Source organism: Salinicola endophyticus, from assembly GCF_003206575.1.
Classification (GTDB): Bacteria; Pseudomonadota; Gammaproteobacteria; order Pseudomonadales; family Halomonadaceae; genus Salinicola; species Salinicola endophyticus.
Window position 1 is genome coordinate 405,460 of record NZ_PZJO01000004.1, and the last position, 15,937, is coordinate 421,396.

The following is a 15,937-nucleotide window of genomic DNA, read 5'->3' on the forward strand; positions in this document are numbered from 1 at the left end:
ACGTACAGACCGACCCAGTGGTGGTGGCGCCTTTGATCCAAGGGCGGCCCGCCGACGTCTGTACGAGATGCCGCCCCACGGGGCGGCATTTTTTCGTCTGAGAGATGGCTCCGTGAGGCTGGCAGAGACCCGGACCGACCCCGGTTCGGTTGGGCAAGGAACCACAGCCATGACTCGATCACGTATGAATATCAGGAGCTTATTGCCGTGCCAGTCCTCATGATCGATAACTACGATAGCTTCACCTTCAATATCGTCCAGTACCTGGGCGAACTGGGGGCCGATGTCGTCACCCTGCGCAACGACGAGATCGACCTGGCCGGGCTCGAACGCCATGCGCCTTCGCACCTGGTCGTCTCGCCCGGTCCCTGTACGCCCAACGAGGCGGGGATTTCGATGGCTGCCATTCGCCACTTCGCCGGACGCATCCCGATTCTCGGCGTCTGCCTGGGGCACCAGGCGATCGGTCAGGTCTACGGCGGCCACGTGATCCGGGCGCCTCAGGTGATGCACGGCAAGACATCGCGTATCCGTCATGCTGGCCTGGGCGTGTTCGCCGGTCTCGAGGACCCGCTGGAGGTGACGCGCTACCACTCCCTGGTGGTGGATGCCGCGACCCTGCCCGAATGCCTGGAAGTGACCGCCTACACTGACGAGAGCGACGTCACCCCGGGGCTGATCATGGGGCTCAGGCACCGCACCCTGGACATCGAGGGTGTGCAGTTCCACCCCGAATCGATCCTCTCGCGCCAGGGCCACGAGCTGCTGGACAATTTCCTCAAGCGCCAGACCGCGTCGCAACCGCGGGGAGAGACACATGCAAATGCGTGAGGCGATCGGTGCGCTGCTGCGCCACGACAACCTGAGCTACGATGACACCCACGCGATCATGCAGACGATCATGACCGGGGAAGCCACCGATGCCCAGATCGCCGGTTTTCTGATTGCGTTGGCGATGAAGGGCGAGACCGCCGAGGAGATCACCGCGGCGGCGCAGGTGATGCGCGAGCTGATGCAGCCGGTGGCGCTCGAGTGTGACAACGTGGTCGATATCGTTGGTACCGGGGGCGACGGTGCCAACCTGTTCAACGTCTCCACGGCATCCAGCTTCGTCGTCGCCGCCGCCGGCGGTCACGTGGCCAAGCACGGCAACCGCGGTGTCTCGTCGTCGGCGGGCAGCGCCGATCTGTTCGACGTCGCTGGCATCTATCTCGACCTGGATGCCGCCACCATTGCACGCTGTATCGAACAGGTCGGCGTCGGCTTCATGTTCGCACCGCGCCACCACCAGGCGATGCGCCACGCCATCGGCCCGCGTCGCGAGATGGGCGTGCGCACGGTGTTCAATATCCTGGGGCCGCTGACCAACCCCGCCAGCGCGCCCAACCAGCTGCTCGGCGTCTATGCGCCGCATCTGGTGCCGCTGGTGGCGGAGTCGCTGCGCAAGCTCGGCAGCCGCCACGTGCTGGTGGTGCACGCCGAGGATGGTCTCGACGAGATCTCGCTGGCGGCCCCGACCCGGGTGGCGGAGCTGCGCGATGGCGAGATTCGTGAGTACACGCTGACCCCTGAGTCGCTGGGTATCGAGCGGCAGGCGCTGGCACCATTGAAGGTGGTAACCGCCGAGGATAGCCTCAAACTGGTCAAGGAGGCGCTGGTCGGCAAGGGGGCGGCCGGGGATATCGTGGCGTTGAATGCCGGCGCTGCGCTGTACGCGTCTGGCGTCTCCGATTCGCTGCAGGAGGGGGTGCTGATGGCGCAGGATGCCCAGGCCTCCAAGCTGCCGCTGGAGAAGCTCAAGGAGCTGGCTGACTTTACGCGGGTCTTTGCCGACTGACTGCGTTCTACCTCGACATCCATTCACTCCGATATCCATTCATCCCGACACCGAGAGCCCCGCGCATGAGTGAAGCACAGGACAAGGCGTTGCCGACCATTCTGGCCAAGATTCTGGCGCGCAAGCGCGAGGAGATCAGCGAGCGTCGTCCGCGCACCAGCGAGCAGGCGTGGTTGCAGCGCGCCCAGGCGCAGAGCGCGCCGCGGGGCTTCGTCGCCGCCCTCGAGCGCTGCATCGAGGGCGGCGACCCTGCGGTGATCGCCGAGATCAAGAAGGCGTCGCCCTCCAAGGGCGTGATCCGTGAGGACTTTCGCCCCGCGGAGATCGCCGCCGACTACGCCGCTGCTGGCGCCAGCTGTCTTTCGGTGCTCACCGACGCCGACTACTTTCAGGGCGATGAGGCCTATCTGGTCGCTGCGCGCGAGGCCTGCGAGCTGCCGGTGATCCGCAAGGATTTCATCATCGACGGCTACCAGATCGCCGAGGCGCGCGGCATCGGTGCCGACTGCATCCTGCTGATCGTGGCGGCGCTGGATGACGTCCAGCTCAAGGATCTCTATCGCCAGGCGCGGGAACTGGGCATGGATGTGCTGGTCGAGGTCCACGATATCTTCGAGCTGGAGCGCGCGCTGGCGCTCGATCTGCCGCTGGTGGGCATCAACAACCGTGACCTGCACACCTTCGCCACCTCGCTGGATACCACCTTCGACCTGCTCAAGCGGATACCGGCGGGCGTGACCGTGGTCACCGAGTCGGGCATCCATACCCGTGACGATGTCGAACGCATGCGTGAGTACGACGTCAATGCTTTCCTGGTCGGTGAGGCGTTCATGCGCGAAGCCGAGCCGGGCAGCGCGCTGCGCCGTCTGTTCTTCTGAGCCAGCTCTGCCCGCGTAGCGCAACCGGCCCAGCCCTGATCACGAACACCGCCTCCGAGGCGGTGTTCGTCGTTCAGGGGGCAGGGAAGTGCGGCTGTCGGCGCCGGCTCAGAACTCCGGCGAGTCGGGAAAGATCAGGCTGATCAGGGTGTCTCCCGCCTTGGGCATCAGCGGTTTGCCCGCGGTCGCGGTGCGAATGCGGCCGTTGGCGGAGAGGGTGAACAGGGTCAGCAGGCGGTCCTGATGGATGCGCCGATAGTCCTCGATGTCGAAGTTCTCGCTGATCTTGGCCTGGCGCAATACCGCGCCCTGGCCGATCAGGCTCGACAGCCGGGTGAAGCTGGTATTGCCGTCGAACAGCAGCGGCAGGTGGGCGAGTGCCTGCTGGTGGTGACGCTTGGCGCTGCGGCTGGACTCCACCGCCAGGCGGAACACCTTGCCGTGCCCCAGGATGTGCTCGAAGTGCAGCGCGGCGAGGTTGTTCAGCTCGCGGTAGGGCGACAGCGGCAACAGATGGCCGATGCCGGTGAGCTCGAGATGCTGCGCGGCGTGCTCCGACAGCGGATTGCCGTAGTAGGTGGGCAGGTTGGCCATGCGCGCTTCCTGCACCGCATCCCAGTTGTGGTCACACAGGCGCACCACGAAGCCGGCATCCTGCAGCACCTGGCCGAAGGCGCGCGCAACCGGATTGGCGCCGATGAGCAGAAAGCCCGACGGCGTCGGTTCGCTGACCCGCAGCAGGCGCGCCAGCGGGCGCGAGAAGAGACTTTGCACCACCACCGTACTGATGATCACCAGGAAGGTGACCGGCACCAGCAGCTCGGCCCCCGGCACCTCCAGTGCCTCCAGGCGGATGGCGAACAGCGAGGCCACCGCGGCGGCGACGATGCCGCGCGGCGAGAGCCACGCCAGCAGCGCCTTCTCGCGCCAGTTGAGCGAGCTGCCCAGGGTGCATAGCCACACTGCCAGCGGCCGCGCGATCCACACCAGAATGGCGAGGAAGGCCCAGGCTTCCCATGAGAGCAGGCCCAGCTGTGCCAGGCTCAGGCGCGCCGCGAGCAGGATGAACAGCCCCGAGATCAGCAGGATCGACAGCGTCTCCTTGAACTCCAGGATCGGCTGCGTCGGCACCCCGCGCATGTTGGCCATCCACACGCCCATCACCGTCACCGTGAGCAGCCCCGACTCGTGGAACAGCAGGTTGGAAAGGGTGAACAGGGCGAGCATGATCATCAGCGTGCCGAAGCTGTGCAGGCGCTGGGGCAGCCAGTGGTGGCGCAGCACGCTGCCCCACAGGAAGCCCCCGGCGATACCCAGGCCGAAGCCGATCACTGCGGTCTGGGCGAAGCTGATCAGGGTATGGGTGGCGGCGCCGTTGGAGATCCCCAGCGCCACGAATTCGTAGACCAGCACCGCGCCGATGGCGCCGATCGGATCGATCAGGATGCCCTCCCAGCGCAGGATCTGGCTGACATGCTCGCGCGCGCGCAGGGTGTGCAGCAGCGGCAGCACCACGGTGGGGCCGGTGACCACCAGCAGCGCGCCGAGCACGCTGGCCATCTCCCACGACAGCCCCAGCACCAGGTGCGCGGCGGCGATGCCGATCAGCGCGGTGATCAGCGCGCCCCAGGTGACCAGCCGGCTGACCGTGCGGCCATGACCACGCAGTTCGCGGAAGTCGAGCGTCAGGCTGCCCTCGAACAGGATCACTGCCACCGCCAGCGAGACCAGCGGAAACAAGAGATCGCCCAGGATGGCGTCCGGCTCCAGCCAGCCGGTGATGGGGCCGACGAGCACGCCGGCGAGCAGCAGCGGCAGGATGGCCGGCAGGCGCAACTGCCATGCCAGCCACTGACAGATCAGTGCCAGCAGACCGATGCCGGTCAGGGCAAGGGCAGCGTTTTCCATGGCCAGGCTCTCCGGGGCGATTCCAGTGGCGATTCGAAAGGCGCGCAGACTAGCGGCGCCGGCGCGCCGATGCAATGCCTGCGACACCGCTGTGTGCGGGTCGCAGAGCATAGGTCATTTGGCGCCGTTGCGCGCGGTGCGCCCGGGCGCGGCTCAGGTCGTCTCGTCGCGGCGGCGGGCGACCTGCAGCAGTGCCTGGAGTGGGTGCAGCAACTGGCGATCCGAGAGACGCTTGGCCTGGCTGCGGCAGGAGTAGCCGGTGGCCAGTAGCGGGCCGGCGTCGGTGTCTTCCACCGGCGCGCGCCAGGAGAGGTCGTAGATCGCCTCCGAGGTGGCGCGATTGCGCGCCTCGTGGCCATAGGTGCCGGACATGCCGCAGCAGCCGCTGGCCACGTTCTCGAGGGCCAGCCCGAAGTGGGCGAAGAGCTGCTGCCACGCCTTGGGGCTACCCGGGGCGTTGGTCTTCTCGGTGCAGTGCGAGAGCAGCCGGTAGCCAGGATCGGCGGCGTCGGCCGTGCGCCCCTCCCAGCGCGCCGGCAGCAGCGCTGGGCCGCGGGCAAGCAGCCACTCCTGCAGCAACAGCACCTCGGGCACCGCTGCCGGGCCCAGCAGTTTCACGTACTCCTGGCGGTAGGTCAGGGTCATCGCCGGGTCGATACCGACCAGCGGCACGCCGAACGCGGCCAGGGTCTCGAGTCGTGCTGCCTGCTTGGCCGCCACCCGCTGGAAGCGGCCGATGAAGCCCTGTACGTGCAGCGGCTTGCCGTTGGGCTGGAAAGGGGCGACGAAGACGCGCAGGCCGAGCCGCGTGAGCAGCTCGATGATATCGAGCACCAGCCGCGACTCGAAGTGACTGGTGAAGGCGTCCTGCACCAGCACCACGCTGCGCGCACGCTCCTCCGGCATCAGCTGGGCCAGGCTGGTGGGCGTGGCCTCGACCACGCCCCAGGCGCGCAGCACCTTCTTGAGATGGGTGCGCGAGAGTCGCGGGCTGTCGACCATGCCCAGCGTCCTGGCCAGCAGGCGGTCGATCAGCCGATTGTCGAGCAGCGCGTTGTAGAGCGGTGCCACCCGAGGCAGATGGGGCACCACGAATTCGAGACCGCCGATCACGTAGTCGCGCAGCGGCCGTCCATAGCGGCTGTGGTAGTTCTCCAGAAAGCGCGCGCGGAAATCGGGTACGTCGACCTTGATCGGGCACTGGCCGGCGCACGACTTGCAAGCGAGGCAGCCGGCCATGGCGTCATACACCTGGTGCGAGAAATCCGTCTCGCCACGGCGCCGAGCCAGCGCCCGACCGAGCTTGCCGGGCTGGTCGCGCAGCCACGCCAGGGTGCCTTCCTGGCGGGTACGCCGGGAGAGCGCGACTACGTCGACTCCGGCATTGCCCTGGCGCCTGAGCCACTCGCGCATCAGGCTGGCGCGCCCCTTGGGCGAGTGCACGCGGTCGCGGGTCGCCTTCCACGACGGGCACATGGCGTCTGCGGGGTCGTAGTTGTAACAGGCGCCATTGCCGTTGCAGTAGACCGCGCTGGCGTTCTCCTGCCACACGCGCTCGTCGATCTGGCGGTCCTGTTCGCCGCGGGTGGGCACGCCATCCACCGTCAGCAGATAGGGATCGACCTCGATCACCGTCTGCTGCCTGATGACGCCGTCCCCGCTGCCTTCGTCTGCCAGGGTGGTGGTCGGGATCGCGTTGTCGACGTCTTCGGGCCGGATGACAGACGGGCTCGCGTTTCCGGCGTCTTCGGGCCGGATGCCAGACGGGCTTGCGTTTCCGGCGTCTTCGGGCCGGATGCCAGACGGATTTGCGTTTCCGGCGTCTTCGGGCCGGGTAGACAGCGGCGTAGCGATCTTGCCCGGGTTGAACTGGTTGTACGGATCGAAGGCGGCCTTGATCCGTTGCAGCGCCGGATAGAGCTCACCGAAGAAGCGTGGCGAGTACTCCGAGCGCACGCCCTTGCCGTGCTCGCCCCAGAGCAGGCCACCATAGCGTTGGGTCAGCGCGGTCACGGCGTCGGAGAGTTCGCGGATCAGGCGTGCCTGGGCCGGGTCCTTCATGTCGATCGCCGGACGCACGTGGAGCACGCCGGCGTCGACGTGACCGAACATGCCGTAGTCGAGGCCGTGGGCGTCGAGCAGGGCGCGGAACTCGGCGATATAGTCGGCGAGTCGCTCCGGTGGCACCGCGGTGTCCTCGACGAAGGGAATCGGGCGGCGCTCACCCTTGGCGTTACCGAGCAGGCCCACCGCCCGCTTGCGCATGGCATAGACCCGGGCGATCTGGGCCCGGCCCTCGGCCAGGGTATAGCCGAGGCGCTCGACGCTGGTATCCGCGCCAAGATGATCGATGAAGGCCTGCACGCGCTCGGCCAGGCGCTCGGGGTCGTCGTCATTGAACTCGACCAGGTTGATGCCTCGGATCGGCGTGCCCTGGGCGTCGGCGGGGAAGAACTCGGCCACGCTGTCCCAGACGAAGTCGTCCATCGCCAGCATCAGTACCTTGTCGTCGACCGTCTCGATCGAGGTCGGCCGGAGTGGCTGCGGCTGATCGGGCAGCGCGACGTTCATCAGTGCCTTGGCGTCGCGCAGGGCGTCCATGAAGCCGGCGTAGCGCACGTTGACCAGGGTCGAGTGCGCGGGCAAAGGCAGCACGTTGAGGGTCGCCTCGTTGAGCAGGGCGAGCGAGCCCTCGGCGCCGCACAGCAGGCTGTTGAGATCGCAGCGCCCCTCGGCGTCGATCAGGTGGGCGAGGTCGTAACCGGTGAGGCAGCGGTTGAGCGGCGGGAACTTGGCCGCGATCAGCTCGGCCTGCTCGCTGGCCACCGCCTGGGCTTCGCGGTGGACGCGACCGACCATGTCTTCGCGGGCGCAGGCGGCGGCGAGCGCCTCTCCCCCCAGCGGCTGGCTGTGCAGACGCTCGCCGCCATGCAGCACGGCGTCGAGCTCGAGCACGTGGTCGCGGGTCTTGCCGTACTCGCAGCTGCCCTGGCCGCTGGCATCGGTGGAGATCATGCCGCCGATGGTGGCGCGGTTGGAGGTCGAGAGCTCCGGGGCGAAGAACAGCCCGTGGGGCTTGAGTGCGGCGTTGAGCTGATCCTTGACCACCCCGGCCTGGACGCGCACACGGCGTCGTTCGACGTCGATCTCGAGAATCTGGTTCATGTGGCGGGAGAGATCCACCACCAGGCCGTCGGTCAGCGACTGGCCGTTGGTGCCGGTACCGCCACCGCGGGGGGCCAGTACGATACTGCGGTGCTCGTCGCGGGCGATCAGCCGTGCGATGCGCTCGAGATCCTCGGCGTCACGCGGGTAGAGCACCGCCTGCGGCAGGCGCTGGTAGATCGAGTTGTCAGTGGCCAGCACGGTGCGGTCGGCCAGGTCCGGCGCGATCTCGCCGCGGAAGCCGGCTTGCTGCAGGTCATCGAGGAAGCGGCGGTAGTGCGCGTTCAGGGCCGACTCGTCGCCGGTCGGATCAAGGCGTTCGATCATCATGGTCATCAAGCTGTCACGGCGGCCGGCGGGCGGCGCGCTCTGGTCGGGGACTTGCGCCGCGGCGGGCGTGAGTCGCATCAATGCCCGGGCGACCCGGCCTCGCGGCGGCGCTGGCCGGCGGCGGCGAGGAGTCATGGTGCCGGTCGGGGCTTTTCCTTACAATAAACGATCGCTCAGGCGAGGCGGGTGGCTCTGGAGCCACGCGTGTCGTGCTGACCCTCGAAGACGTCAATCAACGGAACGCCACCATGCTCGATCCCAAGCTGTTGCGGAGTGATCCGCAGTTCGTCGCTCAACGTCTGGCCCTGCGCGGCTTCACGCTCGATACCGCGTCGCTCGAGTCGCTCGAGTCCCGGCGCCGCGAACTGCAGACCGCGACCGAGCAGCTGCAGAACGAGCGCAACGTGCGCTCCAAGGCGATCGGCAAGGCCAAGGCGGCGGGCGAGGACATCCAGCCGCTGCTCGACGAGGTCGGCCAGCTCGGCGATGAACTCGACCGCGCCAAGGTGCAGCTGGCCGAGGTACAGAGCGAGTGGGATACGCTGGTCGCGGGGCTGCCCAACCTGCCGCACGCTAGCGTACCCGAAGGCGCCGACGAAGACGACAATGTCGAACTGCATCGCTGGGGCGCGCCGCGCGCCTTCGATTTTGAGGTGCGCGATCACGTCGATCTGGGCGCGCGTTTCGGCTATCTCGACTTCGAGCTGGCGACCAAGCTGACCGGGTCGCGGTTCGCCGTGATGCGTGGTCCGATCGCTCGCCTGCACCGGGCGCTTGCGCAGTTCATGCTCGACAAGCAGACCCTCGAGCACGGCTACGAAGAGTGCTACGTGCCCTACATGGTCAACGCCGACTCGCTGATGGGCACCGGACAGCTGCCCAAGTTCGGTGAGGATCTGTTCCGCCTCGAGGAGAGCGGCTATCACCTGATCCCGACGGCCGAGGTACCGCTGACCAACTTCGTGCGTGACGAGATTCTCGACCACACCCAACTGCCGCTCAAGCTCACCGCCCATACCCCTTGCTTCCGCAGCGAAGCGGGCGCCTATGGCCGGGATACCCGCGGCATGATCCGTCAGCACCAGTTCGACAAGGTCGAGATGGTCCAGGTGGTCGACCCCGAGACCAGCTACGACGCGCTGGAGACCATGCGCGGCCACGCCGAGGCGATTCTGCAGGCGCTGGCGCTGCCCTATCGGGTGGTCACCCTGTGCGCCGGCGACATGGGCTTTGGCGCGACCAAGACCTACGACCTCGAGGTGTGGCTGCCGAGCCAGGAGACCTACCGTGAGATCTCCTCGGTCTCCAACTGCGAGGACTTCCAGGCCCGGCGCATGCAGGCGCGCTTCCGTCATCCGCAGCAGAAGAAGCCGCAGCTGGTGCACACCCTCAACGGCTCGGGGCTGGCGGTGGGTCGCTGCCTGTTGGCGGTGATGGAGAACTACCAGAACGCCGACGGCAGCATCGATGTGCCCGAGGTGCTTCGTCCCTACCTCGGCGGCATCGCACAGATCAACGCTGAGTGATGGCGCTGTAACGCCGGTGATCGCTCGCCCCGGCAGGTCCGGGGCGGCCTTCAGGTCCATGGAACTGTAGGTTCGATAGGGCGGCGCCGGCGGTCGGCGACTGGCCGTCGTCTTTCACCCGGGGCATCGGCGATAACGCGGCAAGTTGGTTATAACGCTACAAGAAAGCGTTCCTTCGGGATCCTTCGAGGCACCCCTAGAATTTGGCTATAAGCATTGGGGTCAAATGGTGTATCCGGTTCTAAGGCGCTGCGGCGCCGGCTGAAACGGAGCAGCGCCGACCCCGGCCATCCTGGCCCGGCTCCACTCGACCCGACGGTGATTCGTGACGCCCTCTCTGACGCTCCAGCTAGACCCTTCGCAACTGATGCTGCGCCTGATCGGCGGCGGCAGCGAGGCGCTTGCGCTCGCCCGCCAGGTGGCGGGCAGTGGCGTGGGCCTGACGCTGCACGCGGCTGAGCCGATGCCGGCGTTGGGCGCGCTGTGTGCGCAGCAGGGCTGGCCACACGCAGTGCAGGTGCCGGCGCCGGCGGCAGGGGAGCTGTGGCTGATCGCCTCGGGGGAGCACGAGCAGGACCGCCAGTTGGCGGAGGTCGCACGGGCGGCGGGGGCCCTGGTCCATGTGCGTGGCTGGCCGGCGCTATCCAGTGCGCGTCTGCCGCCGCGCATCGATGTCGACGCCGTCGCCGAGCGCGAGGCGGACTCACCCTGGCGCCGCGGTCGAGTGGCGCTGGTGGGAGCCGGCCCGGGTGATCCGGAGCTGTTGACCCTGCGTGCGCTCAAGCGCCTGCAGAGCGCCAGCGTGATCGTCCACGATCGCCTGGTCAGCCAGGAGATTCTGGCGCTGGCCAACCCCGAGGCGCGACGCTTCTACGTGGGCAAGGCGCGCTCGCGGCACAGCGTGCCCCAGGAGGGGATCAATCAGGCGTTGGTCGAGTGGGCGCGGGCGGGGCACGAGGTGGTGCGTCTCAAGGGCGGCGATCCGTTCATCTTCGGCCGCGGCGGCGAGGAGCTCGAGACGTTGGCCGAGGCCGGAGTCGACTTCGAGGTGGTGCCCGGCATCACGGCGGCCTCGGGCTGTGCCGCCTACGCCGGCATTCCGCTGACCCACCGCGACCACGCCCAGTCGGTGCGCTTCGTCACCGGGCATCTCAAGAACGGCAGTTGCGACCTCGATTGGCCGGCGCTGGCCCGCGGTGACCAGACGCTGGTGTTCTATATGGGCCTCGGCGCCCTCGACCTGATCCGCCGCCAGCTGATCGCCCACGGTCTCGATGCTCAGACGCCACTGGCGCTGGTCGAGCAGGGCACCACCGCCAGCCAGCGCGTGCATCTGGGCACCCTCGAGACCCTGCCGGCAAGCCTCGCCGACGCTACCCCACGGCCGCCGACGCTGATCGTGATCGGCAGCGTGGTCGCGCTAGCCTCGCGCCTCGCCTGGTTCCAGCCTGCGGCCAGCGGCGCCCTGGGCTGGGTCGAGGGCAAGCACCCCACGCCGCTCTCACGGGCGGATAGCGCCTGACGCATCGGCGTGATCCGCGCGGGGCGTCGGCCACTGCGCGTTGACGCCACTGCCCGGCGCTTCGAGAATGCAGAGAATCGACGTTGCTGGGCCGGGAGGCCGTCATGAATATCGAGCAGTTGGACATCCGCGGCCATCTGGCACAATTCGCGCCCTTCGATCATCTTTCGGATGATCTGCTCGATCGCATCGCCGGGTCGATCGAGATTCGCTACTTCCAGGCCGGCAGCGAGCTGCTCTCCAAGGATCAGCCGATCGACTCGCTGTGGTATATCCGCAGCGGCGCGGTGGAGATGTACCAGCGCAGCGGGCGGCTGTTCAATCGTCTGGGCGAGGGCGACATCTTCGGCTACTCGGATCTGCTCCATCAGCGCCGGGTGCGTTATCCGGTGCAGGCGATCGAGGACACCCTGATCTACTTCGTGCCGGCGGAGATATTCGACGAGATCTGCGACGTGGATGACGACTTCTCCGAGTTCGTCGATACCGGTGGGCGGCTCAAGGTCACGGTCCAGCAGCAGCGCGACGACAGCGGGCTCATGACCACCCGGGTACGCAAGCTGATCACGCGCCAGCCGCAGATGGTGGAAGCCGATACCACGCTGCAGGCGGCGGCCCAGCGCATGCGTGACGAGAACACCACCTGTGTGCTGGTGGTGGATCTCACCGAATCGCAATCTCCCTACACCTTCGTCGGTCGCGATGGCCGCCACTGGAAGCTCAACGGCATCCTCACCGACCGCGATTTCTGTACCCGCGTGCTGGCCGAGGGCAAGTCGCCGCAGACTCCGGTGGGCGAGGTGATGTCGTCGCGGCCGATCGTGATCCAGTCCGACGAGTCGGTCTACGAGGCGATGCTGTGCATGCTGCGCAATCAGGTGCATCACCTCCCGGTGCTGCACCGCCGTCAGCCCATGGGCATTCTGCACCTCTCCGACATCGTGCGCCACGAGACCCACAGCAGCCTGTTCCTGGTCAACAATATCTTCGTCCAGAACACCCCGACCCAGCTCTCCCGGCTCTCCACCGAGGTGCGCAACGGCTTCGTGCGGATGGTCGCCGACGGTGCCAACTCGGAGATGATCAGCCGCGCCCTGGCGACCATCGGACGCGGTTTCACCCAGCGTCTGCTGGAGCTCGCCGAGGCTGAGCTGGGGCCGCCGCCGGTGCCCTATTGCTTCATGGTGCTGGGGTCGATGGCGCGGGAAGAGCCGACCATCAATGCCGACCAGGACAATGCCCTGGTACTCGACGACGCCTACGACCCCGAGCAGCACGGCGACTATTTCGAAGCGCTGGCCACGTTCGTCTGCGACGGTCTCGCCGGCTGCGGCTACGCCTACTGCAAGGGGGATGTCATGGCCACCAACCCGCGCTGGCGTCAGCCGTTGGCGGTGTGGAAGCGCTATTTCGAGAAGTGGATGCGGGAGCCCAACCCGGAGCGCCTGCTGCACAGCTCGATCTTCTTCGATCTGGCACCGGTGCACGGTGAAGCGCCGATGGTCGAGGCGCTGCAGGATCTGATCGCCGAGCAGGCGCCGCGCAGCGAGCTGTTCCTCGCCGCGCTGGCGCGTAACGCCAAGAACCGCACGCCGCCGCTGGGTTTCTTCCGCAAGTTCGTGATGGAACAGGATGGTGAGCATCGCAAGTCGATCAACTTGAAGCGTCGCGGCACCGCGCCGCTGACCGACCTGGTGCGGGTACATGCGCTGGCCTGTGGCTCCAAGTCCCAGAACACCTTCGCCCGCCTCGACGACATCGCCGCGACCAAGCTGGTGGGGCAGGGGGTCGCCGAGCGCCTGCGTTACGCCTTCGAATTCCTGTCGATGGTGCGCATTCGGCATCAGGCCGAGGCGATCGAGCACGGCCAGGAGCCGGACAACAGCGTCGATCCCGAGCACGTGGGCAGTCGTGAACGCCACCACCTCAAGGACGCCTTCGAGGCGATCAGCCACGCCCAGAAGTTTCTCTCCTTCCGCTATACCCTGCCCGGCAAGGGCTCCTCGCGGAGTCAGGGTGCCGAGCGCGGCGAGACCGCATCGTGAGGCGGGGGGCGAAGGTGCGCCGCCGCCAGCGCGAAGAGTGGCCGCGCTACCTCGCGGCGCGTGCCGCGGAGGCCAAGGATGCGCGCCTGGCGGACTTTTTCGCCGGCGGTGGACTGGATCCCGAGATGCCGATCGGCGAGGCACCGCTGGTGGCCATGGACTTCGAGACCACCGGGCTCGATGCCGGGCGTCACGATATCGTCAGTGTCGGCGTGGTGCCATTCACGCTGGCGCGTATCCGGCCCGCCGAGGGGCGCTACTGGGTGCTGTCTCCGCGGCGGCGGCTGAGCGACGAGTCGGTGACCTTCCACCATATCACCCACGCCGAAGTGGAGAATGCGCCGGACTTCTCCACCATCATCGACGAGCTGCTGGCGTCTCTGCACGGGCGGCTGGTGGTGGTGCACTATCGTCAGCTCGAGCGCACCTTCCTCGACGCTGCGATCCGTGAACGTCTCGGTGAGGGGCTGCTGTTTCCGATGCTCGATACCATGTCGCTGGAGGCGCGTATCCATCGTCAGTCTTGGTGGGCGCGACTGCGCCGCTGGGCGGGGCGTCCGGTGGCTTCGATCCGCCTGCACGAGAGCCGTCAGCGCTACAACCTGCCGGCGTATACCGGACACCATGCGCTGATCGATTCGCTGGCCACGGCGGAGTTGCTGCAGGCGCAGATTCTCCATCACTACAGCTGGGAGACGCCGGTCGGCGCGCTCTGGCGGTGAAACGGAGGGATGAGACAGGTGGGCTGAGACGGGCGGGCTGAGACGGAAGGTTCTTGCACGGCTCTGACATGGCAGCGAGAACCAGAACGACAACGAGCGGCCCGTGGGCCGCTCGTTGCGTTTACGGCACTGGCTTCAGGTGCGCGGTTCGGAGCGCAGACCCTGAATGATGGCGTAGCACGCCGCCAGCAATACAATGGTGAAGGGCAGCCCGGTCGTGATCACCGCCGCTTGCAGTGCGGTCAGACCGCCGCCCAGCAGCAGCGCAATGGCGATGGCGCCTTCGATCAGTGCCCAGAACACACGCTGTGGCTTGGGCGCGTCGACCTTGCCGCCGGCGGTGATCGAGTCGATCACCAGTGACCCGGAGTCGGAGGAGGTGATGAAGAACACCATCACCAGCACGATACCGAGGAACGAGGTGATCGCGGTCAGCGGCAGCTGCCCCAGCATGGTGAAGAGCTGCAGCGGCAAGGCGGCGTCCTTGACGCCCTGGAAGCCGTCGCTGACCAGCTGGTGGATAGCGGTATCGCCGAAGGCGGTCATCCAGATCACCGAGACCACGGTGGGCACCAGCAGGACCGCGATCAGGAATTCGCGCACGGTGCGGCCGCGGCTGACGCGGGCGATGAACATACCGACGAACGGCGACCAGGAGATCCACCAGGCCCAGTAGAAGGCGGTCCAGCCATGGACGAAGTTGGTGTCTTCGCGGCCGAACGGGTTGGACAGTGCCGGCAGGTACTTCAGGTAGGAGACGATGTTCTCGACGAAGCCGGTGGCGAGCAGCAGGGTCGGACCGACGAAGATCACGAAGATCAGCAGAATGAAGGCCAGCGCCATGTTGACCTGCGACAGCCGCTGTACGCCCTTGTCCACGCCCAGCATGACCGAGCCCAGCGCCACCAGGGTAATGCCGATGATCAGCAGGACCATGGTCACGTTGCTGTCAGGCACGCCGAACAGGTAGTTGAGGCCCGCGGCCGCCTGGGAGGCGCCCAGACCCAACGAGGTGGCCAGACCGAACAGGGTGGCGAAGACCGCCAGAATGTCGATGATATGGCCGGGCCAGCCCCAGATGCGCTCACCCAGGATCGGGTAGAAGATCGAGCGCATGGTCAGCGGCAGCCCCTTGTTGAAGGAGAACAGCGCCAGCGACAGCGCGACCACTGCGTAGATGCCCCAGGGGTGCAGGCCCCAGTGGAAGATCGTCGCGGCCATGGCCAGTGACTGGGAAGCGGCGTCATTGCCCGCGGCCCCACCCAGCGGTGCCCAGGAGTCGCCGGACAGCGAGGTGCCGAAGTGGGTGATCGGTTCGGAAACGCCGTAGAACATCAGGCCGATGCCCATGCCTGCGGCGAACAGCATCGCGAACCAGCCGGCATAGCTGAAGTCGGGCTTGGCATGCATGCCGCCGATGCGCACCTTGCCCAGCGGGGTGAAGATCAGCCCCACAGAGACCAGCACGAAGATATTGGCGGCCAACAGGAACAGCCAGCTCAGGTGGTCGGTGAGAAAGCTCCTTGCCCCGTTGAAGATCGGCCCCATCTCCTCTGGCAGGGCCAGGGTGATGATGACGAAGAACAGGATCAGCAGTGACGAGATCGAGAAGACCTTGCCGTGCAGATCGACGTCGAAGCCTAATTTGTTGGTCCTGATGTTGTCCTGACCGATCACGTAGTCGGTATCGATCAGGTTGGAGGGTCCCTCGGGGGCCGGTACGCCTTCCTGCGGCGCGGCCGGCTGGTTGTTAGGATCTTCTTGAGCCACTAGCCGTCTCCCTAATGATTACCACATGACGGACCAGGCCACGCCTTCAGGGCGTGGCGAGATCGCGTCCCGTTATTGACTTGCTGGCGGTCGCGGCGATGCGCCATTGCGCCTCTAGTCTGGCGTATCGTCACGAACGCGCAAGTTTTGTAATTATCCTGAATCAAGTGGCCGCTTCCAACCGTCCCCGGCGCGCGCGCCACGTACCTGCCCGCGACGTCCGGCCGCGCAGCG

At 66.9% G+C, this 15,937-nt stretch carries 10 protein-coding genes; 7 read left to right on the forward strand and 3 right to left on the reverse strand.

Features of this window, described 5'->3' with window-relative positions:
* The first annotated feature begins 219 nt into the window (after positions 1 to 219).
* The 3 genes from DOM66_RS11175 (at position 220) to trpC (ending at position 2,715) form a co-directional block, all read left to right on the forward strand.
* Positions 220 to 831, forward strand: coding sequence for an anthranilate synthase component II (locus DOM66_RS11175; RefSeq protein WP_188115181.1), 612 nt, complete (start codon positions 220 to 222; stop codon positions 829 to 831).
* On the forward strand, positions 818 to 1,837 hold the full coding sequence (trpD, locus tag DOM66_RS11180) for an anthranilate phosphoribosyltransferase (protein ID WP_110690163.1): 1,020 nt from the start codon (positions 818 to 820) through the stop codon (positions 1,835 to 1,837). Before DOM66_RS11175 ends, trpD begins: the two co-directional genes overlap by 14 nt.
* A gap of 65 nt (positions 1,838 to 1,902) precedes the next feature.
* Positions 1,903 to 2,715: an indole-3-glycerol phosphate synthase TrpC gene (gene trpC, locus DOM66_RS11185; RefSeq protein ID WP_110675524.1), complete on the forward strand. Its 813-nt coding sequence runs from the start codon at positions 1,903 to 1,905 to the stop codon at positions 2,713 to 2,715.
* Between the two features lie 108 nt (positions 2,716 to 2,823).
* Here trpC and DOM66_RS11190 read toward each other — a convergent pair whose 3' ends face one another.
* Together DOM66_RS11190 and DOM66_RS11195 are read right to left on the reverse strand one after the other, a co-directional pair.
* Positions 2,824 to 4,623 (reverse strand): cation:proton antiporter, encoded by a 1,800-nt coding sequence (locus DOM66_RS11190; protein ID WP_110690164.1) that lies wholly within the window; start codon positions 4,621 to 4,623, stop codon positions 2,824 to 2,826.
* Between the two features lie 153 nt (positions 4,624 to 4,776).
* On the reverse strand, positions 4,777 to 8,115 hold the full coding sequence (locus tag DOM66_RS11195; protein WP_110690312.1) for an FAD-binding and (Fe-S)-binding domain-containing protein: 3,339 nt from the start codon (positions 8,113 to 8,115) through the stop codon (positions 4,777 to 4,779).
* Positions 8,116 to 8,366: 251 nt separating this feature from the next.
* Between DOM66_RS11195 and serS the strand changes: the two genes are divergently transcribed.
* From serS to DOM66_RS11215, 4 genes are all read left to right on the forward strand, one after another.
* Positions 8,367 to 9,644: a serine--tRNA ligase gene (gene serS, locus DOM66_RS11200; protein ID WP_110690314.1), complete on the forward strand. Its 1,278-nt coding sequence runs from the start codon at positions 8,367 to 8,369 to the stop codon at positions 9,642 to 9,644.
* 667 nt (positions 9,645 to 10,311) lie between these two features.
* Positions 10,312 to 11,166, forward strand: coding sequence for a uroporphyrinogen-III C-methyltransferase (gene cobA, locus DOM66_RS11205; protein WP_232825215.1), 855 nt, complete (start codon positions 10,312 to 10,314; stop codon positions 11,164 to 11,166).
* A 104-nt stretch (positions 11,167 to 11,270) separates the two neighbouring features.
* Entirely contained in the window at positions 11,271 to 13,211 is a 1,941-nt protein-coding gene (locus tag DOM66_RS11210; RefSeq protein ID WP_110675526.1) for a putative nucleotidyltransferase substrate binding domain-containing protein, read from the forward strand.
* Entirely contained in the window at positions 13,208 to 13,933 is a 726-nt protein-coding gene (locus DOM66_RS11215; protein ID WP_110675527.1) for a 3'-5' exonuclease, read from the forward strand. Before DOM66_RS11210 ends, DOM66_RS11215 begins: the two co-directional genes overlap by 4 nt.
* A 135-nt stretch (positions 13,934 to 14,068) precedes the next feature.
* On the opposite strand, the gene DOM66_RS11220 is transcribed toward DOM66_RS11215, so the two are convergent.
* Positions 14,069 to 15,703: a BCCT family transporter gene (locus DOM66_RS11220; protein ID WP_110675528.1), complete on the reverse strand. Its 1,635-nt coding sequence runs from the start codon at positions 15,701 to 15,703 to the stop codon at positions 14,069 to 14,071.
* Positions 15,704 to 15,937 lie beyond the last annotated feature (234 nt).